Annotated in this window: 19 protein-coding genes; 3 read left to right on the top strand and 16 right to left on the bottom strand. The window is 70.0% G+C overall.

What is annotated here, in order from left to right; all coding sequences use genetic code 11:
* Positions 1 to 10: 10 nt before the first annotated feature.
* The 6 genes from mltG to rpsD form a co-directional block, all read right to left on the bottom strand.
* Entirely contained in the window at positions 11 to 1975 is a 1965-nt protein-coding gene (gene mltG, locus ACTWP9_RS26670; RefSeq protein WP_443248815.1) for an endolytic transglycosylase MltG, read from the bottom strand.
* Positions 1976 to 2138: 163 nt separating this feature from the next.
* Complete coding sequence (gene ruvX, locus ACTWP9_RS26665) at positions 2139 to 2636, bottom strand: Holliday junction resolvase RuvX (protein WP_443248814.1); 498 nt, start codon at positions 2634 to 2636, stop codon at positions 2139 to 2141.
* Positions 2636 to 5311 (bottom strand): alanine--tRNA ligase, encoded by a 2676-nt coding sequence (alaS, locus tag ACTWP9_RS26660; protein WP_443248813.1) that lies wholly within the window; start codon positions 5309 to 5311, stop codon positions 2636 to 2638. The genes ruvX and alaS overlap by 1 nt, the downstream gene beginning before the upstream one ends.
* Complete coding sequence (locus ACTWP9_RS26655; protein WP_443248812.1) at positions 5311 to 5769, bottom strand: DUF6167 family protein; 459 nt, start codon at positions 5767 to 5769, stop codon at positions 5311 to 5313. Before ACTWP9_RS26655 ends, alaS begins: the two co-directional genes overlap by 1 nt.
* A gap of 6 nt (positions 5770 to 5775) precedes the next feature.
* Positions 5776 to 6216: a DUF948 domain-containing protein gene (locus ACTWP9_RS26650; protein WP_443248811.1), complete on the bottom strand. Its 441-nt coding sequence runs from the start codon at positions 6214 to 6216 to the stop codon at positions 5776 to 5778.
* 217 nt (positions 6217 to 6433) lie between these two features.
* Entirely contained in the window at positions 6434 to 7045 is a 612-nt protein-coding gene (gene rpsD, locus ACTWP9_RS26645) for a 30S ribosomal protein S4 (protein ID WP_443248810.1), read from the bottom strand.
* Between the two features lie 55 nt (positions 7046 to 7100).
* Here rpsD and ACTWP9_RS26640 point away from each other — a divergent pair, with 55 nt between their 5' ends.
* Complete coding sequence (locus ACTWP9_RS26640; RefSeq protein WP_443248809.1) at positions 7101 to 7904, top strand: DUF2470 domain-containing protein; 804 nt, start codon at positions 7101 to 7103, stop codon at positions 7902 to 7904.
* Between the two features lie 27 nt (positions 7905 to 7931).
* Here the strand turns inward: ACTWP9_RS26640 and ACTWP9_RS26635 are convergent, their stop codons facing one another.
* The 4 genes from ACTWP9_RS26635 to ACTWP9_RS26620 form a co-directional block, all read right to left on the bottom strand.
* Entirely contained in the window at positions 7932 to 9287 is a 1356-nt protein-coding gene (locus tag ACTWP9_RS26635) for a replication-associated recombination protein A (RefSeq protein WP_443248808.1), read from the bottom strand.
* Positions 9288 to 9380: 93 nt separating this feature from the next.
* Positions 9381 to 10016: a vitamin K epoxide reductase family protein gene (locus ACTWP9_RS26630; RefSeq protein ID WP_443248857.1), complete on the bottom strand. Its 636-nt coding sequence runs from the start codon at positions 10014 to 10016 to the stop codon at positions 9381 to 9383.
* An 8-nt stretch (positions 10017 to 10024) separates the two neighbouring features.
* Complete coding sequence (gene hisS / locus ACTWP9_RS26625) at positions 10025 to 11347, bottom strand: histidine--tRNA ligase (protein WP_443248807.1); 1323 nt, start codon at positions 11345 to 11347, stop codon at positions 10025 to 10027.
* Positions 11348 to 11358: 11 nt separating this feature from the next.
* Positions 11359 to 12084: an MBL fold metallo-hydrolase gene (locus tag ACTWP9_RS26620; protein WP_443248806.1), complete on the bottom strand. Its 726-nt coding sequence runs from the start codon at positions 12082 to 12084 to the stop codon at positions 11359 to 11361.
* Positions 12085 to 12318: 234 nt separating this feature from the next.
* Between ACTWP9_RS26620 and ACTWP9_RS26615 the strand changes: the two genes are divergently transcribed.
* Positions 12319 to 13128 (top strand): peptidylprolyl isomerase, encoded by an 810-nt coding sequence (locus ACTWP9_RS26615; RefSeq protein ID WP_443248805.1) that lies wholly within the window; start codon positions 12319 to 12321, stop codon positions 13126 to 13128.
* Positions 13129 to 13325: 197 nt separating this feature from the next.
* Positions 13326 to 14555, top strand: coding sequence for a DUF349 domain-containing protein (locus ACTWP9_RS26610; protein WP_443248804.1), 1230 nt, complete (start codon positions 13326 to 13328; stop codon positions 14553 to 14555).
* Positions 14556 to 14772: 217 nt separating this feature from the next.
* On the opposite strand, the gene ACTWP9_RS26605 is transcribed toward ACTWP9_RS26610, so the two are convergent.
* From ACTWP9_RS26605 to ruvB, 6 genes are all read right to left on the bottom strand, one after another.
* Positions 14773 to 17388 carry a RelA/SpoT family protein gene (locus ACTWP9_RS26605; protein WP_443248803.1) on the bottom strand — a complete coding sequence of 872 codons (2616 nt, stop codon included), beginning with the start codon at positions 17386 to 17388 and terminating at the stop codon, positions 14773 to 14775.
* A 220-nt stretch (positions 17389 to 17608) separates the two neighbouring features.
* Positions 17609 to 18175 (bottom strand): adenine phosphoribosyltransferase, encoded by a 567-nt coding sequence (locus ACTWP9_RS26600; RefSeq protein ID WP_443248856.1) that lies wholly within the window; start codon positions 18173 to 18175, stop codon positions 17609 to 17611.
* Positions 18176 to 18188: 13 nt separating this feature from the next.
* On the bottom strand, positions 18189 to 19358 hold the full coding sequence (gene secF / locus ACTWP9_RS26595) for a protein translocase subunit SecF (RefSeq protein ID WP_443248802.1): 1170 nt from the start codon (positions 19356 to 19358) through the stop codon (positions 18189 to 18191).
* Between the two features lies 1 nt (position 19359).
* Positions 19360 to 21156 carry a protein translocase subunit SecD gene (gene secD / locus ACTWP9_RS26590; protein ID WP_443248801.1) on the bottom strand — a complete coding sequence of 599 codons (1797 nt, stop codon included), beginning with the start codon at positions 21154 to 21156 and terminating at the stop codon, positions 19360 to 19362.
* A gap of 138 nt (positions 21157 to 21294) precedes the next feature.
* Positions 21295 to 21825: a preprotein translocase subunit YajC gene (gene yajC, locus ACTWP9_RS26585; protein WP_443248800.1), complete on the bottom strand. Its 531-nt coding sequence runs from the start codon at positions 21823 to 21825 to the stop codon at positions 21295 to 21297.
* Positions 21826 to 21989: 164 nt separating this feature from the next.
* Positions 21990 to 23048 (bottom strand): Holliday junction branch migration DNA helicase RuvB, encoded by a 1059-nt coding sequence (gene ruvB, locus ACTWP9_RS26580; RefSeq protein WP_443248799.1) that lies wholly within the window; start codon positions 23046 to 23048, stop codon positions 21990 to 21992.
* Positions 23049 to 23050 lie beyond the last annotated feature (2 nt).

Here is a 23050-nt window from a genome sequence, read left to right as displayed (position 1 = left end):
GTTCCCCTTCCTACTTGCGCTGTTCCTTGTTGAAGTCTTCGACATTCTTCTGGTGTTCGTGCGGGTCGTCGGTGAAGCGGGTGTCGCCGGGCTTGACCGTGACGAAGTACAGCCAGTCGCCCTTCGTCGGCTTGAGTGCCGCCTCTATCGCCTGGTGCCCAGGATTGCCGATCGGCCCTGGCGGGAGGCCCTTGTGCAGATAGGTGTTGTACGGCGAGGGGTATTTGGTGTCGGCGACCGAGGTGTTGAGCGTGGAGCGGCCCATCGCGTAGTTGATGGTGGAGTCGAAGCCGAGCTGCATTCTCTTGTCGAGCCGGTTGTAGATGACGCGGGAGACCTTGCCGAACTCCTCGTCCTCCTGGGCCTCCGCCTGTACGAGAGAGGCAATGGTGATGATCTGCTCCGGCGTCTTGCCGGTCTCCTTGGCCTTCTTCTCCAGGCCGGTCCTGGCGTACTCGGACTCCGCCCGTTTGACCATCTCCCGCAGCACGTCCTTGGGCTTGCTGGCCTTGCCGACGCTGTACTTGGAGGGGAAGAGGAAACCTTCCGGCTTGCCGTGCGCCCACGCGGGCAGGCCGAGACCGCCGGACTCTGCGGCCTTCTTGGTGGTGCCCTTGGCGACGTGGAGCTTCTTGTCGATCTCCGCGTAGATCCTTGTGGCGCGCCAGCCCTCGGCGACGATGATGCCGTTCTGGCTGGCCGGATCGAGCATCATCTCGACGGCGCTGGCCCCGGACATCTTCTTGCGCAGCGTGTAGGTGCCCGCCTGGATGCTCTTGTCGCCCGCCGCATCGACGAAGGCACCGGGGCTCTTGACGACACCCTCCTTCTGCAGGAGGGCTCCCATGTCGGCGAGCGAGGCGCCGTCCGGGATGTCGACCATGACCTCGCCGGTGCCTTCGCCCGCGTAGTCGGGAGCCGGGCCGAAGTGGGTCTGGTAGAAGTCGTAGCCGAAGTATCCGACGACACCGACCCCCGCCACGAGAGCGGCAGAGATGACGATTCCGCAGCCGCGCCCCCGCTTGGTCCTGCCGCCGCCCTCACGTCCGCGGCGGCCACGGTCGTCGTCCTCGTCGTAGTAGTCCTCGGGCAGCTCGTCCTCACGGTCCCGGAAAAAGGCGTGCTCGCCCTGATCGGGCCCCGGGTCCCAGCCCGTCTCCGGATCGGCCGCCGGCACCGGTGCCTGCCGCGGCCCGGGCACGGGGGCCTGCTGCGGACCGGGGGCGGGGGCCTGCTGCGGACCGGGGGCGGGGGCCTGCTGCGGACCGGGCACGGGGACCTGCTGCGGGTGCACAGCGGGATTGCCGTCCGGGTAGCCGCCCTGCTGCGCGTAGTAGCCGGGGTGTTCGCCGGTGCTGTACTCGGCGGAGCGGTACTCGCCCGAGGGGTATTCGCCTGTCGAGTACTCACCCGTCGGGTATTCGCCGGTGCGGTACTGCCCGGTGCTGTAGTTACCCGTGCTGTATCCGCCCGTGCTGTACTCGCCGCTGGGGTATTCCGTGTAGTGCCCGCCGGTGGGGTACTCCCCCGTGCTGTAGTTGCCGGTCGGATACCCACCGGTGTGGTACTCCCCGGTCGGGTACTCCCCCGTGCCGTATTCGCCGGTCGGGTACTCGCCCGTGGAGTACTCACCCGTGCGGTACTCCCCGGTGCCGTACGGGTCCGCCGGGTGTCCGGGGTGCTGCTGGGCGGCGTACGACGGGTCGTAATGCTGCCCGGTTCCGTGGGCGGCCTGCTGGGTGCCGTCCCAGCCGTTGTGACCGTACTGCTGCTGCGGGTGCGGGTACTGCTGCTGGTACTGCTGCTCCGCGTACTGCTGGGGGCCGGGGTGGCCGGAATACTCCCCCTGTTGAGGGATCTCGTTCCAGCCACCCTGGTACTCGGGCTGCCGGCCACCGTCCCACTCCTGATCCCCGTAGAGAGGGTCGTCGGGGTGCCACGGTTGGGAGCCATGTCCCTGGCCATAGTCAGTCATCGGTCCCCTTGCGACGCGAGAGCGGCAGCCGGTGACGCACCGGACATCCTGCGCCGGAGTCCCCCGCACCGTACGGGTTCGTCGTTCCGTTCACGTGCTGTACCAGTGCGGTTACGCGTGCATCGGCGGCTGCCGTGTCGCGCGGAACGTTACCGTACAGCGATCAGACAACCACCTCGACGCACTGCCCCGGGGGACGGCCCGAGGACCGTTCCGCCTCCATAGCGCTCTGGAGAATCACCACGGCGGCCGCCTGATCGATGCGTGAACGTCCCTTTTTGGAACTGACTCCGGAGGCCCGCATCCCCTGCGCCGCGGTGACCGTCGACAGACGTTCATCGACGAGTCTGACCGGAACGGGTGTGATGTTTTTCGCCAACTCCTGGGCGAAGCTTCGGACCTTGGCCGCCGCCGGGCCCTCCCCTCCGCTGAGCGAACGGGGCAGCCCGACGACGACCTCCAACGGCTCGTACTCCGCCACCAGCGCCACCAGCCGACGCTGGGCCGCCGGGACATCGCGCCCGGGAACCGTCTCCACCGGGGTGGCCAGCAGCCCGTCGGGGTCGCTGCTCGCGACCCCGATCCGAGCGTCCCCGACATCGACGGCGAGCCGCCTGCCGCGCCGGAAGGACTCCGGCTGCGCGGCATCGTCCGGGACCATCAGGCGTTGCCCCCGGCCTCCGCGACCAGGCGCTCCACGGCGGCCACGGCGTCGTCAACGGCTTCCGGGTTCTGGCCGCCGCCCTGGGCGACGTCCGGCTTGCCGCCGCCACCGCCCCCGAGCGTCTTGGCAGCCGTACGCACCAGGTCACCGGCGCGCAGCCCGGCGTCCCTGGCGGCCTCGTTGGTGGCGATCACCGTGACGGGGCGCCCGTTGGTGACGGCGAACAGCGCCACGACGGCCGGGCGGCTGCCGAGCCGCTGGCGTACGTCGAGCACCAGGGTGCGCAGGTCGTCGGCCGCTGTGCCGTCCGGCACCCGGGCCGCGGCCAGCGCGATACCGCGGACGTCCTTGGCGTTCTGGGCGATCCCGGCGGCGGCCTGGAGGACCTTCTCGGCGCGGAACCGCTCGATCTCCTTCTCGGCGTCCTTCAGCCTGGTCAGCATCCCGGAGATACGCTCGGGCAGCTCCTCGGAGCGGCCCTTGAGCAGCTCGGTCAGCTGCGAGACGACAGTGTGCTCGCGGGCGAGGAACCGGTAGGCGTCCACACCCACCAGGGCCTCGACACGGCGCACACCGGAGCCGATGGAGGACTCGCCCAGCAGCTTGACCAGGCCGAGCTGCGCCGTGTTGTGCACGTGCGTGCCGCCGCACAGCTCCTTGGAGAAGTCGCCGATGGTCACCACGCGCACGGTCTGGCCGTACTTCTCGCCGAACTCGGCCAGCGCACCCTGCTTCTTGGCGTCGTCGATGCCCATGTACTCCGCGTGCACGTCCAGTTCGCGGGCCAGCACCTCGTTGATCTTCTGCTCGACGTCGGTGAGCACGGTGCCGGGGACGGCGGCGGGCGAGCCGAAGTCGAAGCGGAAGCGGCCGGGGGCGTTCTCCGAACCGGCCTGCGCGGCCGTCGGGCCGAGCGCGTCACGCAGCGCCTGGTGGGTGAGGTGGGTGGCGCTGTGGGCCCGGGCGATGGAGCGGCGGCGGTCGCCGTCGATCTGCGCGTAGGCGGACGAGCCGACGGTGACCTCGCCGACCTGGACGGTGCCCTTGTGCACACTGACGCCGGGCACCGGCTGCTGGACGTCGCGCACCTGCACGACGGCGCCGCCCTCCAGCCGGATGCGGCCGGTGTCGGCGAGCTGCCCGCCGCCCTCGGCGTAGAAGGGGGTGCGGTCCAGAACGACCTCGACCTCGTCGCCCTCACCGGCGGCGGGCGAGGAGATGCCGTCGACCAGCAGTCCGACGACGGTGGCCTCGCCGGAGGTCTCGCCGTAGCCGGTGAAGTCGGTGGCGCCGGCGCTGTCGGCGATCTCGCGGTAGGCGGACAGATCGGCGTGGCCGGTCTTCTTGGCCTTGGCGTCGGCCTTGGCGCGCTCCCGCTGTTCCTTCATCAGCCGGCGGAAGCCCTGCTCGTCCACCGACAGGCCCTGCTCGGCGGCCATTTCCAGGGTGAGGTCGATGGGGAAGCCCCAGGTGTCGTGGAGCAGGAACGCCTTGTCACCCGGCAGCACGCTGCTACCGGTCTTCTTGGTGTCGGCGACGGCGGTGTCGAGGATGTTGGTGCCGGCCTTCAGCGTCTTGAGGAAGGCGGCTTCCTCGGCGAGCGCGACGGTCTCGATGCGCTTCCGGTCGGTGACCAGCTCGGGGTACTGCTGGCCCATCGTCTTGATGACGACGTCGATCAGGTCCTCGGCGACCGGTCCCGTGGCACCCAGGATGCGCATGTTGCGGATGGCACGGCGCATGATGCGGCGCAGCACATAGCCGCGGCCCTCGTTGCCGGGGGTGACGCCGTCGCCGATGAGCATCACGGACGTACGGATGTGGTCGCAGACGACGCGCAGCGACACATCGCTGTCCTCGGCGGCACCGTAGGCGACGCCGGTCAGCTCGGTGGCCTTGTCGATGACGGCGCGCGAGGTGTCGATCTCGTACATGTTGTGCACGCCCTGGAGGACCATCGCCAGGCGTTCGAGGCCGAGACCGGTGTCGATGTTCTTGCTGGGCAGCTCGCCGAGGATCTCGAAGTCCGTCTTGGTGGAGCCCTCGCCGCGCTCGTACTGCATGAAGACGAGGTTCCACAGCTCCACGTACCGCTCGTCGTTGACGGCGGGGCCGCCCTCGGGGCCGAACTCGGGCCCGCGGTCGTAGTTGATCTCCGAGCAGGGTCCGCACGGGCCCGGTACGCCCATGGACCAGTAGTTCTCCTCCATGCCCAAGCGCTGGATGCGCTCGGCGGGCACGCCGACGACGTCACGCCAGATCCGCTCGGCCTCGTCGTCCTGCTCGTAGACGGTGATCCACAGGCGCTCGGGGTCCAGTCCGTAGCCGCCCTGCTCCTGCGAGGAGGTCAGCAGCTCCCAGGCGAGCTCGGCGGCCCCCTCCTTGAAGTAGTCGCCGAAGGAGAAGTTGCCGCACATCTGGAAGAAGGTGCCGTGCCGGGTGGTCTTGCCGACCTCTTCGATGTCCGGTGTACGCACGCACTTCTGCACGCTGGTGGCCCGCGGCCAGGGCGGGGTGGTCTCGCCCAGGAAGTACGGCTTGAAGGGCACCATGCCCGCGTTGACCAGCAGCAGCGTCGGGTCGTCCGCGATCAGCGACGCCGACGGCACGACGTGGTGCCCGCGCTCCTCGAAGAAGCGCAGCCAGCGGCGGCGGATTTCAGCCGACTCCATCAGTGGTCCTCGTTTCGGTCGTTCGGGTGGTTGGGGGTGGCGGGCCGGTCCTGGTGGTCCGGCGGTTCCGGGGTGAGCGGCGGGGCGTGGGGGTCCCTCCCGGCCGGAGGCTGGGGGAGCACACCGCCCAACTGCCGCTTGCCCTGCTGCCGCGGAAGGCGCTTGCCCTGCCGCCGTGGGGCGGGGGCCGGTTGCGCGGCCGGGAGCTCCCGGAACCGCTCGGCCTCCCCGGGCGCCGACAGGCCCAGCGCGTCCTTGAGTTCGCTCTCCCGCTGGACCATGCCCGCGCGTACGTCGAGCGCGAACTCGCGGAGCCGGTGGCCGCCTTCGACGGCCTTGTCGGCGGCGCGCAGTGCCAGCGCGTCCGGGGCGAGGCTACGGATCTTGCGCTGGACCTTGGTGGTGGCCCAGACCCCGGCGGCGGCGCCGGTGGTGAACCAGAAGGCACGGCGGAACATCTGCGCTCAGCCCCTTCCACGCTTGCGGCCGCCGCGGCGGGCGGCGGGCACGGTGCGGCTGACGACGACCTTCCGGCCGCCGCGCGTCTCCCGCTCGGGCACGTCCTTGCGGCCCAACGCCCGCCGTACGCCGTAGCCGAAGGCGGCGACCTTGACGAGCGGGCCGCCGAAGGTGGTCGAGACGGTGGAGGAGAGCGCGGAGGCGTTGGAGGTGACCTCCTGGACGTCCGTCGCGATGGCGTCGACGCGGTCGAGCTGGGTCTGTGCGGAACGGACGGTCGCCGACGCCTCTCCCAGGAGGGGGACTGCCTGCTCCGTCACGCCTGTCACCAGCTTGGTCGCCGCCTTGAGCGTCTGCGCGAGCCTCACCAGCACAACGGCGAGGAACGACACCAGGATCGCCCAGAAGACGGCCACGAGGAGGCCGGCCACTTCTCCACCGGACACGCTGCACCGCTTCCCTTGATGGTCATGGGGGTCGGCCGCCGCTCGCCGGGGGCCGACCGCGGCGGCGTACGAGGTATCGACCTTATCGCGCCGCACCGTCACCGCCGTACCGCATTCCGAGGCGGCACCCCCGGGGAACGCCGCAGCCCGCCGTACCCGTACCGGGTGGGACCGGCGCCGGGCAGGCGGGCTGGCGGGGCTGAGCCGAAGCAGGCGGTCAGCGGGCGTAGTACTCGACGACGAGCTGCTCGTCGCAGATCACCGGAACTTCCTTGCGGTTGGGGTCCCGGTCCAGGCGGAAGGCGAGGGCCTGGAGGTTGACCTGGAGGTAGCGCGGGGTCTCTCCCTCACCGGCGTAGCCACCCTCACGGGCGACCTGGAAGGGGTGCTTGCTGCGGCTGCGCTCGCGGACCATCACCACATCGTCGGGGCGCACCCGGAACGACGGCTTGTCGACCTTGCGGTCGTTGACCGCGATGTGGCCGTGCACCACCATCTGCCGGGCCTGGTAGATGGTGCGGGCCAGCCCGGAGCGCAGCACGAGCGCGTCCAGCCGCCGCTCCAGCTCTATGACCAGGGCCTCGCCCGTCTTGAGCTCGGTCTTGCGGGCGCGCTCGTAGGCGCGGCGCATCTGGCTCTCGCTGATGTCGTACTGCGCGCGCAGGCGCTGCTTCTCCAGCAGACGGACCTTGTAGTCACTGTTCTGCTTGCGGCCCCTGCCGTGCTCCCCGGGCGGGTACGGGCGCTGCTCGAAGTACTTGACGGCCTTCGGGGTCAGCGCGACGCCCAGGGCACGCGACTTCTTGACCTTGGGACGCGACTGGTTCACGTTGAACGGACCTCCGTGTAAGTTAGGTGAGCCTTACCTTAGCCGAGGAGCACGTATGTTTCGACCTGGGATTTCCCCGCCTGGCACCGACGCCGAGGAGGAACAGCCGCGTCCCGTGGAAGACGCCCGGCGGCCGACCGCCGCCGAACGCGTACGAACCCTCGCGCAATCCAGCGTATCCGCCCTGCTGAGCATCCCCGGAGCCGAGGCCGACCTGCGGGAACCCGGCTCAGGCATGCCCGAGGCCCGCACCGTCACCCCCGACGGAGACGTCCTGCTGCTGGTCCCGGCGGACTCACTGGAAGCACGCGTGAGCGCCAACGCACAGGACGACGACCTCGTGGCGGTGATGGAGATCACGGATGTGGCGCCCGTCTCAGTACCTCACCGGGTACGCGGACGCGCCTGGATCGCCGGCTGGCTCACCCCCGTACGTGGCGAGGAACGCGCCGTCTGCGCCCGGCTGCTCGCCGAGGCGGCTCCCTCGGCCCCCGTCGCCGGCACCTCCCGGCGAATGTTGCGACTGGAGGTCGGCGAGGCGTACATCGACGACCTGTGGGGCGAGGAAGAGGTGGAACCGGACGCCTTCGCCGCGGCCTTCCCCGACCCGCTCGCCGTCCATGAGGCGGAGCTGCTGCAGCACCTGGCCGCCGCGCACCAGGAGCAGGTGCGAGGGCTGTGTGCCTGCCAGGGGTGGGAGCGTGCCGTTCCGCTGGCGCTCGACCGGTTCGGGCTGCGGGTGCGCGGATGGAGCCGTACGGGCATGTGTGCGGACGCCCGCTTCGAATTCGCGGAGCCCGTCAGCACGGTTGCGGAGCTGCGCCATGCCATGCACGCGCTGTTCGCGGCGGGCGGGTAGCGGCCTCTCGGCGATCCGGTGGGGAGGTCAGTCCCCCTCTCCCCGGAGCCGGGCCCGCACACGGTCGGCGATGTCGGCGTAGCGGGCCTCCGCGCCGTAACGGGTCGGCTCGTAGTAGCGGCGCCCGTGCACCGCGTCCGGCGCGTACTGCTGGGCTGCGATACCGCCCGGCAGATCGTGCGGGTACTGATACCCCTCGCCGTGCCCCAGCTGCTGCGAGCCCTTGTAGTGGCTGTCCCGCAGATGCGGCGGCACCGGCCCGGCGAGCCCGGCGCGTACGTCTGCGAGCGCCGCGTCGACGGCGAGATACGCCGCGTTCGACTTGGGCGCCAACGCGAGGGCCACCGTGGCATGGCCGAGGGTGATCCGCGCTTCGGGGAAGCCGATCATCGCGACCGCCTGCGCCGCGGCGACAGCCGTCTGGAGCGCGGTCGGATCCGCGAGTCCGATGTCCTCGCTCGCGGAGATCATCAGGCGCCGGGCGATGAACCGCGGATCCTCCCCGGCCTCGATCATCCGCGCGAGGTAGTGCAGCGCGGCGTCCACGTCGGAGCCCCGGATCGACTTGATCAGCGCGCTGGCCACGTCGTAGTGCTGGTCACCGGCGCGGTCGTACTTCACGGCTGCGCGGTCGACGGCCTCCTCCACGCTGGCCAGCGAGATGGTGCTCTCGCCCTTGGCGAGTGCAGCTCCCGCACCCGCCTCCAGCGCCGTCAACGCACGCCGGGCGTCGCCGCCCGCGATGCGCAGCAGATGGTCCTCGGAGTCCTCCGGGAGTGTCACCTCTCCGGCCAGACCGCGCTCGTCGGCGACGGCCCGGCGCAACAGTCCGCGGATGTCGTCGTCGGTCAGCGGCTCCAGCGTCAGCAGCAACGAGCGGGAGAGCAGCGGGGAGATCACCGAGAAGTACGGGTTCTCCGTCGTGGCCGCGATCAGCGTGACCCAGCGGTTCTCCACCGCGGGCAGCAGCGAGTCCTGCTGGGCCTTGCTGAAGCGGTGGATCTCGTCGAGGAAGAGGACGGTGTCCTTGCCGTAGGCGCCGGAGGCGCGGCGGGCGCCGTCGATGACGCTGCGTACTTCCTTGACTCCGGCGGTGATTGCCGAAAGCTCCACGAACCGCTTTTCGGTGGCCTTGCTGACGACGTATGCGAGCGTCGTCTTTCCGGTGCCGGGCGGACCCCACAGCATCACGGAGGAGGTGCCGGCCGGACCGCCGCCGCCCTCCCCCACCAGCCGGCGCAGCGGTGAGCCGGGGCGCAGCAGATGCTGCTGCCCCACGACCTCGTCCAGGGTGCGCGGCCGCATCCGTACGGCGAGGGGGCTGGCGGACGGGTCCTTGGCCTGGCGTTCCTCTGCTGCTGCGGTGAAAAGATCGGGCTCCACACCGGAAACCCTAAGTCAGCCCTCTGACAGCCGTACCGCCCGCGGTCCGGCCCCGGGGAGCCCTCGCTCCTCGGCCGATACGCGGCCCCGGAGTCAGCTCGTCCAGAAGTCCCACCAGCGGGTGAGGACCAGGATGCCGATCACTCCGATGTGCAGCACCGGGAGCACCCATGGGAACTCGTCGGCGAAGCCGCGTACCGCAGCAGGGGCCGGCAGGAAGCCGTTGCGGACGCTGTGCGCGGTCACGTACCAGAACATGATGATCGTCGCGACCCAGGCCAGGCAGCACCACAGGCACAGGTTCCCGATGTTGTACAGCGACTGGTACTGGAGCCAGGTCACGAAGCCGACGCCGAACAGGCACCCCGCGTTGAACGTCAGCCAGTACCAGCGCGGGAAGGTGGTGCGGGTGAGCAGGGTGACGCCGACGCAGATGACGATGCCGTAGGCCACCAGCCCGATCATGGGGTTCGGTGCACCGAAGGCCGCGGCCTGGTCGCTCTGCATGATGTTGCCGCAGGAGACGACCGGGTTGATGCTGCACCCCGGCTTGAAGTTCTTGTCCTCCAGCAGCTTGAACTTGTCCAGCGTGATGACCCAGGACGCGAGCAGTCCGGCGGCGCCCGTGACGATGAGCATCCAGGCGAAGGCCAGGCTCGCGCCGACGGCACCCCCCTTCGGTGTGTCCGCGCCCACGTGCGCCTCGTCGAGGGGTGCCGTCGTCGTCATAACCTTCGTCATCCCGTCATCTGGTCCATGCCCGGCAGGGGCACATTCTGCCCCAACTGGCTGTGCGGTCGTTGCAGCTTGGCCCGCACTTCGGCCACCACCCGATCGAGTGCCACAGCCGTCTGCTCGCCGCTGTCGAGGTCCTTGAGCTGGGCCACGCCCTCGGCGAGGTCCCGCTCCCCGAGCAGCAGGGCGAACCGGGCGCCGGAGCGGTTGGCCGACTTCATGGCGTTCTTCATGCCCTTGCCGCCGTACGCCAGGTCCGCCGCGACGCCCTCCCGGCGCAACTCGGTGACCAGACCGAACAGCCGGCGGCGCGCCTCGTCGCCGATCGGTACGGCGAACAGCTCGGTGGCCGCGGGCAGTTCGAGCTCGATGCCCTCGGCCTCCAGCGCCAGCACCGTACGGTCCACGCCCAGGGCCCAGCCGACCGACGGCAGCGCGGGCCCGCCGATCATCTCCGAGAGGCCGTCGTACCGCCCGCCGCCGCCGATGGCGGACTGCGAGCCGAGGCCGTCGTGGACGAACTCGAAAGTGGTACGCGTGTAGTAGTCGAGACCGCGCACCAGCCTCGGATCGTCCTCGAAGGGCACGCCCGCCTCGGTGAGCAGCGCGCGCACCTCCTCGTGGAACGCCTTGCACTCCTCGCACAGGTGGTCGCGCATCAGCGGCGCACCGGCCAACTGCCGCTGCACGCTCTCGCGTTTGTCGTCCAGCACCCGCAGCGGGTTGATCTCGATCCGGGTCCGGGTGTCCTCGTCCAGTTCGAGCCCGCGCAGGAAGTCCTGGAGCGCGGCCCGGTAGACGGGACGGCAGGTGCGGTCGCCCAGCGAGTTGAGCAGCAGCCGGAAACCGGTCAGCCCCAGCGAGCGGTAGGCGTCGTACGCCAGGATGATCAGCTCGGCGTCCAGCGTCGGGTCCTCGGTGCCCAGCGCCTCGGCGCCCACCTGCGAGAAGTGGCGGTAACGGCCCTTCTGGGGGCGCTCGTAGCGGTAGTACGAACCTGAATACCACAGCTTCACCGGGAGGTTGCCCGCCTTGTGGAGGCTGGACTCCAGCGCGGCGCGCAGCACCGAGGCGGTGCCCTCGGGGCGCAGGGCCAGCTCGTCGCCGCCCTTGGTGGTGAGGGTGTACATCTCCTTGGTCACGATGTCGGTGGACTCGCCGACACCGCGGGCGAACAGCTGGACGCTCTCGAACCCGGGGGTCTCCACATAGCCGTAGCCGGACCTGCGCAGCGGCGCGGCGATGGCCTCGCGCACGGCGAGATACGTCGCGGAGTCGGGCGGCAGCAGGTCGTAGGTGCCCTTGGGGGCCTTGAAGGTGCTCACGTGGCTTCTCGTCACATTCCTCGTCGCGGGGTGGCGGCCGCGTCGATGCCGCCGCCTCCCTGGCCGTGCTCCGCCACCTGTCGCAGGAAGGGATTGGTGGCGCGCTCGCGGCCGATGGTCGTCTGGTGCATGTGCCCGGGCAGGACCACGGTCTCGTCCTCCAGCGGAAGGCACACACGCGCCAGGGACCGGAGGATCTCGTCCGGGTCGCCGCCGGGCAGATCAGTGCGTCCGATGGAGCCGGGGAACAGCAGATCGCCCGAGAACAGCACCGGCGGTACGTCAGCCTGTTCGGGCATCCGGAAGGTCACCGACCCCTTGGTATGGCCGGGCGCATGCGCGACGGTCAGCTCCAGGCCCGCCAGGTTCAGCACCGCGCCGTCGGAAAGCTCCTCGACGTCGTCCGGCTCGCCCACCGTCAGCTCGCCCATCAAGGGCTGTCCGATGGTCATCCCCAGCGCCTTCTCCGGGTCGCTCATCATGAAGCGGTCGGCGGGGTGGATCCAGGCGGGTACGCCATGCGAACCGCACACCGGGACGACGGAGGCGACGTGGTCGATGTGGCCGTGCGTGAGGATCACCGCAACCGGCTTCAACCGGTGCTTGGCGACGGCTTCCTCGACACCCTGCGCGGCCTGGTGGCCCGGATCGATGATCACGCACTCCTCGCCGGCGGCGGGGGCGACCAGATAACAATTGGTCCCCCAGGCCCCGGCGGGGAACCCGGCAACGAGCACGATCGTCCTTCATTCGTCCGACAGCGGGGGCGGCGACGCGGCCGAGCAGGCCCGCCGCCGGTCAGGCAGCTGCCAGCCTACCGGCGCCGCACTCACGGGTCCGCAAGGGGCGAACCAGTAACAGGCACGGCGGACCCGTGAGTGCGGCGTATACGGTACGTGAGGTCCCGCAGGTGCGACGCCTCGAAGACGCTCGCCAGACGCCTCACCAGACGCCTCGAAGGAGACGAGACCGTGGTCAGCAGTGAGCAGCGCAAAAAGCAGCTCGCCCGTGAAAAGTACGAGCGGCAGCTCAAGCGGCGGGAGGCGGCCCGCCGCAAGGCCCGAATACGCAATATCTCGATCGCCCTCGGACTGGTGATCGTCCTCGCCGCCGGCGGCGCCTACGCCGCCTCGGGCGGGCTCAACGGCGACAAGAAGAAGGACGACGCCGACAGCGCGGCGGACCAGCCCTCGGCGCCTCCCACCAGCAAGGCCCCGGATCCCTGCGAGAAGCCGGCCAAGGGCAAGGCGACGCGCAAGCAGTGGAAGAAGGAGCCGGCCATGAAGGTGGACAAGTCGGCTTCGTACACCATGCAGCTGAGCACCACCTGCGGCGAGATCGACTTCACCATGGACGCGGCCAAGGCGCCGCACACGGTCAACTCCTTCGACTTCCTGGCGGGCGAGAAGTTCTTCGACCACACGCCCTGCCACCGGATGACCGATCAGCCCGGCCTCTCCGTGCTGCAGTGCGGCGACCCGACCGGCAGCGGCAGCGGCGGGCCCGGCTATGAGCTCCCCGACGAGAACCTCAAGGGCGCCGAGTACCCGGCGGGCACCGTGGCGATGGCCAACAGCGGCCCGGACACCGGCGGCAGCCAGTTCTTTCTCGTCTACAAGGACAGTAAGCTCCCGCCCAACTACACCCCGTTCGGCAAGATCTCCGACTCCGGGATGAAGGTGCTGAAGAAGATCACCAAGGCCGGAGTGGGCTCCCCGCAGGGTGACGGCCCGCCCAACGCCACCGTGGTGATCGACAAGGCTACGGTCCGTAAGTCCTGACGGTCGCCCGGCCTCGGGCCGGGAGGCCCAGCCGTCGCCGCCCGCGCGGTACCGTTCCGGAACCGCTCCCGACCGGCAATTCGCCGCTCGCCGGATGCGGACAGCGCGGGCGCCGGTCGCCTATGTTGGCTGTGACGAGAACCGTGGACGATGCCGGGGGGCCACAGCCCTCCCAGGCATCTTGTGGAGGAGGCGCTGTGAGCAGCGACCCGTGGGGCCGCGTCGATGACGCGGGGACTGTGTACGTGCGTACGACGGACGGCGAGAAGATCGCCGGGTCGTGGCAGGCGGGCTCGCCCGACGAAGCCCTCGCCTACTTCAAGCGCAAGTACGACGGTCTGGTCGTGGAGATCGACCTGCTTGAGCGCCGGGTGAAAACCACCGACCTGTCCGCCAAGGACGCCACCGCCGCGATCGAGCACCTGCGCGAGCAGGTCGACGCGCACAACGCCGTGGGCGATCTGGACGCGCTGCGGGGCCGGCTCGACCATCTCACCGAGGTCGTCGAGCAGCGCCGCGAGGAGCGCAAGGCCCGCAAGGCACAGCAGGCCGAAGAATCGCGCCGCGCCAAGGAGGAGCTGGTCACCGAGGCGGAGGAGCTGGCCCAGAGCGAGCAGTGGCGGGCAGCCGGCGAGCGGCTGCGGGCCCTGGTCGACACCTGGAAGGGCCTGCCCAGGCTCGACCGTAAGAGCGATGACGAGCTGTGGCACCGCTTCTCGCACGCCCGCTCGGCGTTCTCCAAGCGCCGCAAGGCGCACTTCGCGCAGCTGGACGCACAGCGCGAGGAGGCGCGGCAGCGGAAGGAGAAGCTCGTCTCCGAGGCCGAAGCCCTCTCCGGCTCGCGGGACTGGGGCCCCACCGCCGCCAAGTACCGCGAACTGATGCAGGAGTGGAAGGCCGCCGGCCGGGCGCAGCGGGAGCACGAGGACGATCTGTGGGCGCGGTTCCGCGGTGCCCAGGACGTCTTCTTCCAGGCCCGCAGCGAGGTCTTCGCCGAGCGCGACAGCGAACAGCGGGAGAACCTCGCCCGCAAGGAGGAGCTGGCGGCCGAGGCGGAGAAGCTGCTGCCGATCAGCGACCTGAAAGCCGCGCGGAGTGCCTTCCGCGCCATCAACGAGCGCTGGGACGCCATCGGTCATGTGCCGCGCGACGCACGGCCGAAGATCGAGGGCCGGATGCACGCGGTGGAGCGGGCCATCCAGGAAGCCGAGGAAGCCGAATGGCGGCGCACCAACCCGGAGGCGCGAGCCCGCGCCACCGGGCTCGCGGGCCAGCTCCAGGACGCGGTGGACAAGCTCCACGCCCAGATCGACCAGGCCCGCTCCGCGGGGAACACCGCCAAGGTCGCCAAGCTGGAGCGCGAACTGGAAGGCCGCCAGGCCCTGTTGGACCAAGCCCTGAAGGGCCTCCAGGAATTCGGCGGCTGACCGCTTCGCGAGGCCCCGAACGCTTCGGCTGAGGCCGCCTCATTTTCCGCCCGACCCTCGCCTCTGTGGTTACTCGCCATCGCGGCGGACAAGGGTGTGAGGGCTCCGCCCCCACACCCCCACCCGGGGAGCGCAACCACAGCGGCGAGGGTCTGGGGGTACCTCCCGGCCGGAGGCTGGGGGAGGCATCAACGACGGGCCCCGCCCCAACGTTCGGCTATTGCGGCCTGCGCGCGGAGGTGACCCGGTAGACGTCGTAGACGCCCTCGACACCGCGGACGGCTTTCAGTACGTGGCCGAGGTGTTTGGGGTCGCCCATCTCGAAGGTGAAGCGGGAGATGGCGACGCGGTCGCGGGAGGTCTGGACGGCGGCCGAGAGAATGTTGACGTGCTGGTCGGACAGCACGCGGGTGACGTCCGACAGGAGACGGGAGCGGTCCAGGGCCTCGACCTGGATGGCGACCAGGAAGACGGACGACTGGGTGGGCGCCCATTCGACGTCCAGGATCCGCTCCGGCTCCTGGGTGAGGGAGTCGACGTTGACGCAGTCGGTACGGTGCACCGACACCCCGTTGCCGCGGGTGACGAACCCCATGATGGGGTCGCCCGGCACGGGCGTACAGCAGCGGGCCAGCTTGACCCACACGTCGGAGCCCGCGCCCTTGACGACGACGCCGGGGTCGGTGGTGGAGCGCCGCCGCGTGCTGCGCGCCGGCATCGGCGGCGCGGTCTCGGCGATGTCCTCCTTGGCCTCGTCCTCGCCGCCCAGCGCCTGCACCAGCTTGTGACAGACGTGCTGCGCCGAGACGTGGCCCTCACCGATCGCGGCGTAGAGCGCGGAGATGTCCGGGTAGCGCATCTCGTGCGCGAGGGTGACCAGCGAGTCGCCGGTGAGGATGCGCTGGATGGGCAGGTTCTGCTTGCGCATGGCCCGCGCTATGGCGTCCTTGCCCTGCTCGATGGCCTCGTCACGCCGCTCACGGGTGAACCAGGCGCGGATCTTGTTGCGGGCGCGCGGTGACTTGACGAAGCCGAGCCAGTCCCGGGAGGGCCCGGCGCCGGACGCCTTGGAGGTGAAGACTTCGACGGTGTCGCCGTTGTCCAGCGTCGACTCCAGCGGCACCAGGCGGCCGTTGACGCGGGCGCCGATGGTGCGGTGGCCGACCTCGGTGTGGACGGCGTAGGCGAAGTCGACGGGGGTGGCGCCCGCCGGGAGCGCTATGACGTCGCCCTTGGGGGTGAAGACGAAGACCTCGTTACGGGAGAGGTCGAAGCGCAGGGACTCCAGGAACTCGCCGGGGTCCTCGGTCTCCTTCTGCCAGTCCAGCAGCTGCCGCAGCCACGACATGTCGTTGAAGTGGTCGTCGCCCTTGCCCGCGCTCTTGGGCACATCCGTGCGCACCTTGGAGGCGCCGGCGACGGCCTGCTGCTTGTACTTCCAGTGGGCCGCGATCCCGTACTCGGCGCGGCGGTGCATGTCGAAGGTGCGGATCTGCAGTTCGACGGGCTTGCCGCCGGGCCCGATGACTGTCGTGTGCAGCGACTGGTACATGTTGAACTTGGGCATCGCGATGTAGTCCTTGAACCGCCCCGGAACCGGGTTCCAGCGGGCGTGCACGGTGCCCAGCGCCGCGTAGCAGTCGCGGACGGTGTCCACCAGGACGCGGATGCCCACCAGGTCGTAGATCTCCGCGAAGTCCCGGCCGCGGACGATCATCTTCTGGTAGACGCTGTAGTAGTGCTTGGGCCGTCCGGTGACGGTGGCCTTGATGCGTGCCGCGCGCAGATCGGCCTGGACCTCGTCGGTGACGACGGCCAGGTACTCGTCTCGCTTGGGCGCCCGCTCGGCGACCAGCCGGACGATCTCGTCGTACATCTTGGGGTAGAGGATCGCGAACGCGAGGTCCTCCAGCTCCCACTTGATGGTGTTCATGCCCAGCCGGTGGGCGAGGGGCGCGAAGATCTCCAGCGTCTCGCGGGCCTTCTGCTCCTGCTTGGACCGCTTGAGATAGCGCATGGTGCGCATGTTGTGCAGCCGGTCGGCGAGCTTGATGACCAGGACGCGGGGGTCCTTGGCCATGGCGACGACCATCTTGCGCACCGTCTCGGCCTGCGCGGCCTCGCCGAACTTGACCTTGTCCAGCTTGGTGACGCCGTCGACCAGGAGGGCCACCTGGTCACCGAAGTCGCGGCGCAGGGTGTCGAGCCCGTACTCGGTGTCCTCGACCGTGTCGTGCAGCAGGCCGGCCATCAGCGTCGCCGGGTCCATGCCCAGCTCGGCGAGGATCGTGGTGACGGCGAGGGGATGAGTGATGTACGGGTCGCCGCTCTTGCGCTTCTGACCGCGGTGCCAGCGCTCGGCGACCTGGTAGGCGCGCTCGATCTGGCGGAGCGTGGAGGATTCGATCTTGGGGTCGTTGCTGCGCACTATCCGCAGCAGCGGTTCCAGGACCGGGTTGAACGGGCTGGACCGCTGTACCCCCAGGCGCGCCAGGCGGGCGCGTACGCGGTTGGAGGAGCCGGAGCGGCCCGAGACCCCGGAGACGGCCCGGGCGGGCGCCACACGGTCGCGTGCGCCGTTCTCTGCGCCCTTTCCACCCCGGTCGGAGCCCTTGCTGCGGCTCGGGGCGCCGTGCGCGGTGCCGGGCTGCTTCCCGTTGGCGCCGGCGTTGGCGTTCGCGGAGCTGTCGGCGGCACGCGAGCGGCCGGTGCCCTCGCTCTTCGAGGGCAGCCCGCCGTTGGCCGCGGCGCCGGACCGGCGCTGGGCCGCCTGGCCTGCGGCCTCCGCTTGCCGGCGCTGAGCGGCGGTGAGCTGCTGGGCCTCGTCTGGCAAGAGCACTCCTCGGTGGACCCCGGTCGGACTGCCATGGTAGCCACCCCGGCCACGCCCGGCCCTCCCGGACGGACGGCGAAGGCGGCCACCCCTCTCCTGGCTCTCCCGGCCATCGGCCGGGAGCTACTCCCAGGTGAACGTATCGGGTGGCCGCCTTATGCCGCTCATGCCGTCGGCCTGTGCAATTCGTGCCGCCGGCCGCGCAGGGCGGCCGGCGGTCTCAGACGGTGACGAGGGTGTCGAGCGGCGCACCGGCCAGGGCGCGCTCCACCCGCTCCCGTCCGGCCAGAAAGCCGAGCTCCAGCAGTATGGCCGCACCGGCAACCTCGGCACCGGTGCGCCGGATGAGCTGCACGGATGCCTCGGCGGTGCCGCCGGTGGCCAGTACGTCGTCGATCACCAGCACCCGGTCGCCCTCCGCGAGCCCCGCGGCATGCACCTCGATCTGGGCGCTGCCGTACTCGAGGTCGTACGCCTGGGAGAGCGTTGCGCCGGGGAGCTTGCCGGACTTGCGTACGGGCACGAAGCCGATGCCCGCGCGCACGGCGACGGGGGCGCCGAGGATGAAGCCGCGCGCCTCCAGGCCGACGACCTTGGTGGCCCCGCGCCGCTCGGCCAGGCCCGCCAGCACGTCCGTGAGGACGGAGAACGCCTTGGCGTCGGCGAGCAGCGGAGTGATGTCCTTGAACAGCACTCCGGGCTTGGGATAGTCGGGTACGTCATGGATCCGGCTGGTCAGCAGATCCCGCACCTCGGCGGGGACCAGCGGGGCCGCCGAGGACTCCATCGCGCTCACCGGCTCACCTGCGCTTCCCGGACGGCTTGCCACGGCCCCGGCCGCGGGAGGGCGACTGGCGCCGCTGTCCCCCGACCCCGGCGCCCGCCGCCGCGGGACCTCCGCCGCGGCCGTTGTCCACGGTGACGGAGGGACGGACACCGCCGCCTCCATCGCCCGGTGGCTCGTCCCCGTGCTCGTCGTCCGGCTCGTGCGCCTCATGCTCGGCTGCCTTCAGGCGCTTGGCGCGCACCCGCCTGGCGAGGGCCTTCATCTCGGGCTGGCGCTCCTTGAAGTCGGCGACCAGCGGGGTGGCGATGAAGATCGAGGAGTACGCGCCGGCGGCGAGACCGACGAACAGGGAGAGCGCGATGTCGTTGAGCATGCCGCCGCCGAGCATCCCGCCACCGATGAACAGCAGACCCGCGACCGGCAGCAGCGCGACAACGGTGGTGTTGATGGAGCGCACCAGCGTGCCGTTGATGCTGCGGTTGGCGATCTCGCTGAAGGTGTACTTGGTCTGCTTGGTGACGTTCTTGCTGCCCTCTCTCAGGCCGTCGAAGACGACGACCGTGTCGTAGAGCGAGTAACCGAGAATCGTCAGCAGACCGATCACGGTGCCTGGTGTGACCTCGAAGCCGACGAGTGAGTAGACGCCGACGGTGATGGTGATGTCGTGGATGAGCGCGATGAGCGCGGCGAGCGCCATCCGCCACTCGAAGGCGATGGCGAGATAGATCACCACCAGGATCATGAAGATCCCGAGCCCCTGCCACGCCTTGTTGGCGATCTGCTCGCCCCAGCTGGGACCGACCAGCTGGGCGTCGATCTTCTCCGGGTTCACCTTCAGCTCGCCCGCCAGCTCCTCCTTGACCTTGGTGGAGGTGTCGGTGTCGACGCTGGCGATCTGCACACGCTTACCGCCGCCGCCCAGCTCCTGGACGATGGCCGTGTGCCCGGAGACCTTCTCCGCCGCGTGCGTGGTCTGCTCCACGGAGGCGGAGGTCTTGGGCGTGGTGAAGACTGCACCGCCCTCGAACTCGATGCCCATGTTCAGGCCGCGGACCACCACTCCGACGATGGCCGTGATGGTGATCAGGATCGAGAGGCCGTACCAGAACTTGCGGTGCCCGACGAAGTCGTAGCCGACCTCACCGCGGTACAGCCGGGCGCCGAGACTGCCGAGACGGGACACCTCAGACCTCCTTCGGGTCGGTGCTGACGGTACGGCGGCCGCGCCGCAGAGGTGGCCTGGCGCCGAGCCGCTTGGGGTCGAGGCCCGACCAGGGGTGCCCGTCGGAGAAGAACTTCCTGCGGGCGAGCAGCGTCATGACCGGCTTGGTGAAGAAGAAGACCACGACGACGTCGAGCGCGGTGGTCAGGCCCAGCGTGAACGCGAAGCCCTGCACCTTGCCGACCGAGACGATGAACAGCACCGCGGCGGCGAGGAAGGAGACGAAGTCGGAGACGAGGATGGTGCGCCGGGCGCGCGGCCAGGCGCGCTCGACCGCGGGCCGCAGCGTGCGGCCCTCGCGCACTTCGTCCCTTATACGTTCGAAGTAGACGATGAACGAGTCGGCCGTGATGCCGATGGCGACGATGGCGCCGCAGACGGCCGGCAGGTTGAGCGCAAAGCTCATCGCCGGGCCCAGCAGCGTCATGATCGTGTACGTCAGGGCCGCGGAGACGAGCAGGCTGAGGATGGCGATCAGCGAGAGGCCGCGGTAGTAGGCGACCAGGTAGACGACCACCAGGGCGAGGCCGATGGCGCCCGCGATGAGACCCGCCTTCAGCTGGTCGCTGCCGAGCGCGGCGGTGACGGTGGTGACGTCCGACTCCTCGAAGGAGAGCGGCAGCGCACCGTAGGAGAGGATGTTGCCCAGTTCCTCGGCGGACTCCTGGGTGAAGCTTCCGGAGATCTCCGCGTTGTTGGTCAGCCGCTGGTTGACCGTCGGCGCCGACTGGACCTCGCCGTCCATCGCGATGGCGAACTGGTTCTGCGGCTGCTGCTTCTTCATCAGCTGGCCGGTGATGTCACCGAACTGGTCGGAGCCCTTGTCGTTGAACGACATCTGGACGATCCACTGACCGCGGTCCTGGGCGAAAACCGCCTTGGCCTTGCTGACGTTCTTGCCCTGTACGGCGACCGGGCCCAGCGCGTACTTGATCGGGTCCTTCGCGTCACAGGCGACGATCGGCTCGGAGCCCTCGGTGTTCGCGGCCTTCTCGCTGGCCTTGGCCCGGGCTTCCTTGGTGCTGCAGTCGAGCGCGTCGAGCTTCTTGGCGAGCCCGGCCGGGACTCCGGGGGCCTGGGGCTGCTGCGGCGGCACCGTCGGCTGCGGGGACTTCTTCTTGCCGCCGGAGTCACTGGGCTGGGGGCTGGGGCTCTTGTCCGTCTTGGCGGCGCCCTTGGCCGTCAGTCCCTCGGTGACGGCGCGGCCCTGGCCGCTGGGCGACGGTGAGGCTGAGGGCGAGGAGGACGGCTTCGCCTTCTCGTCCTGCTTGCCCTTGCCGTCCTGGCTGCCCTGCTTGTCGGAGCTGCCGGGCTTGGAGGGCGTGGGCTGCGGCTGCTTCGGCTTCTGGGCCTGCGTCAACGTCAGCACCGGGCGGAAAGCGAGCTGCGCCGTGGTGCCCACCTGTTCGCGCGCCTGCTTGGAGTTGGTGCCCTTGGGGATGTTGACGATGATGTGCCGGTCGCCCTGGGTCTGGACCTCGGCCTCGGTCACACCAAGACCGTTGACGCGCCGCTCGATGATGCCGACGGCGGTGGCCATGTTGGTCTTGTTGATCGCGTTGGGCTTGCCGGGCTGGTTCTTCGCCTCAAGCGTGATGCTGGTGCCGCCGGCCAGGTCGATGCCCAGCCTGGGCGTCTTGTGGCCCGAGGCGAACATCCCCACGATCAGCCCGGCCGTGATCACCAGAATCAGCCCTAGGGAACGCCACGGCCTCCCCTTGGCGCCGGAGGCCCTGCGACCCCTCTTCGGTGCTGCCACCTTCTCGTCTCTCCCTGTCCAACCGCCCGTGCCGCCCCGCGAGTTCGGCCGGGCGCGGCACAGCGGCGCGCGAAGTGGTCTGTGGACGTGCTACGCCGCCGGACCCGGTCCTGCTCCCCCAGTCCGGCGGCGCTGACCTTACTTGGAGTCGGCGTCCTCGTCCCGCTTGCCGTCCTTGGCGGTGTCGTCGGCCTTGGCCGAGTCCGCCTTCGGCTCGTCGGACGCCTCGGCGGGCTCCTCGTCGTCCTTCTCCGCGACGGCGTCGGGGCCGTCGTCGGCGTCCTTCTTCTCAAGGTCGAGCTTCGCGTCGGCGGGAGCGTCCTCGTCCCTGGTCAGCGAGGAGGCGTCGTCGGGGACCACCGTGTCGACCTCGAACTCTTCGCCCTCCGGGCCGTTCGTGATGCGGTCGAACTCCTCATCGGAGAGGACGGCACCGATGGCGTTCTTCGCGAAGAGCGCGTGCGTGCCGGGCTCGATCTCCACAAGGACGCTGTCCTCGCGGATCTCCTTGACGACGGCGTACATGCCCCCGATGGTGCGGATGCCCGTGCCAGGCTGCATCTGGTCACGCATCTGCGCGGCCTGACGCTGCTTCTTCTTGGCGGAGCGAGTCATCAGGAACATGGCCCCGATGATCACAATGAACGGGAGCAGAGCAATAGGATCCACGGCGGAAGATATTCCTTCGCATGGCCGCGTCTCAGCGGCCTGGGTATTCGGGGTGGGCAAGCCTCCGCAAAGGGAGGGCGTCGGCGGAGTCTAAGGGAGCCTTCGCCGATGGAACAACGTCAAGCATGGCACCGAGGTTCCCGGCCCGCCGAGTCTCCGCGCCGTCACGCTCCGAACAGGCCCTGTTGCCCCGGCCCTCCGGAAGCCGACCGCGAGGACTGCTGGGGCGGGGTAAGTCCCAGGTGAGCCCATGCGGCTGGTGTGGCCACGCGACCACGAGGAGTACGGGCCAGCAGTCCCTCGCGCACGAGGAACGGCTCGGCCACCTCTTCCACTGTCTCACGCTCCTCGCCAACCGCGACGGCAAGCGTGGAAAGCCCCACGGGACCGCCGCCGAACAGCTTCAGCAGCGAGCCGAGCACCGCACGGTCGAGCCGGTCGAGACCGCGCCCGTCCACCTCGTAGACCTCCAGCGCCGCGGCAGCCACTTCACGGGTGATGACGCCGTCCGCCTTGACCTGCGCGTAGTCCCTCACTCTCCGCAACAGCCGGTTGGCGATACGTGGCGTCCCCCGGGAGCGCCCGGCGATCTCCACGGCGCCCTCCGGATCCGTACGCACTTCGAGCAACTCCGCGGACCGGCGTACGACCTGCTCCAGCTCCGCCGGCTCGTAGAACTCCATGTGCGCCGTGAACCCGAAACGGTCGCGCAGCGGCGGTGGCAGCAGCCCGGCCCGGGTGGTGGCGCCGACCAGCGTGAACGGCGGCAGCTCCAGCGGGATGGCCGTGGCGCCTGGCCCCTTGCCGACGATCACGTCGACGCGGAAGTCCTCCATGGCCATGTAGAGCATCTCCTCGGCCGGGCGGGACATGCGGTGGATCTCGTCCAGAAAGAGCACCTCCCCTTCCTGGAGGGAGGAGAGGATCGCCGCGAGGTCGCCCGCGTGCTGGATGGCGGGCCCGGAGGTGATGCGGATGGGAGCGCCCATCTCCGCCGCGATGATCATGGACAGTGTCGTCTTGCCGAGTCCGGGCGCGCCGGAAAGCAGCACATGGTCGGCGGTACCGCCGCGGGCCCGGGCCGCGCGCAGCACCAGATCGAGCTGCTCCCGCACCTTGGGCTGCCCGATGAACTCCCCCAACTGCTTGGGGCGCAGCGCGGCTTCGACGGCCTGCTCATCACCGTCGACCTCGGCGTCGACGAGCCGTTCCTCGGAGCTCATGG

Source organism: Streptomyces sp. 3N207 (genome assembly GCF_052246355.1).
GTDB lineage: Bacteria > Actinomycetota > Actinomycetes > Streptomycetales > Streptomycetaceae > Streptomyces.
The sequence above is the reverse complement of the archived record's forward strand: the minus strand, read 5'-3'. Positions and strand labels throughout refer to the sequence as shown.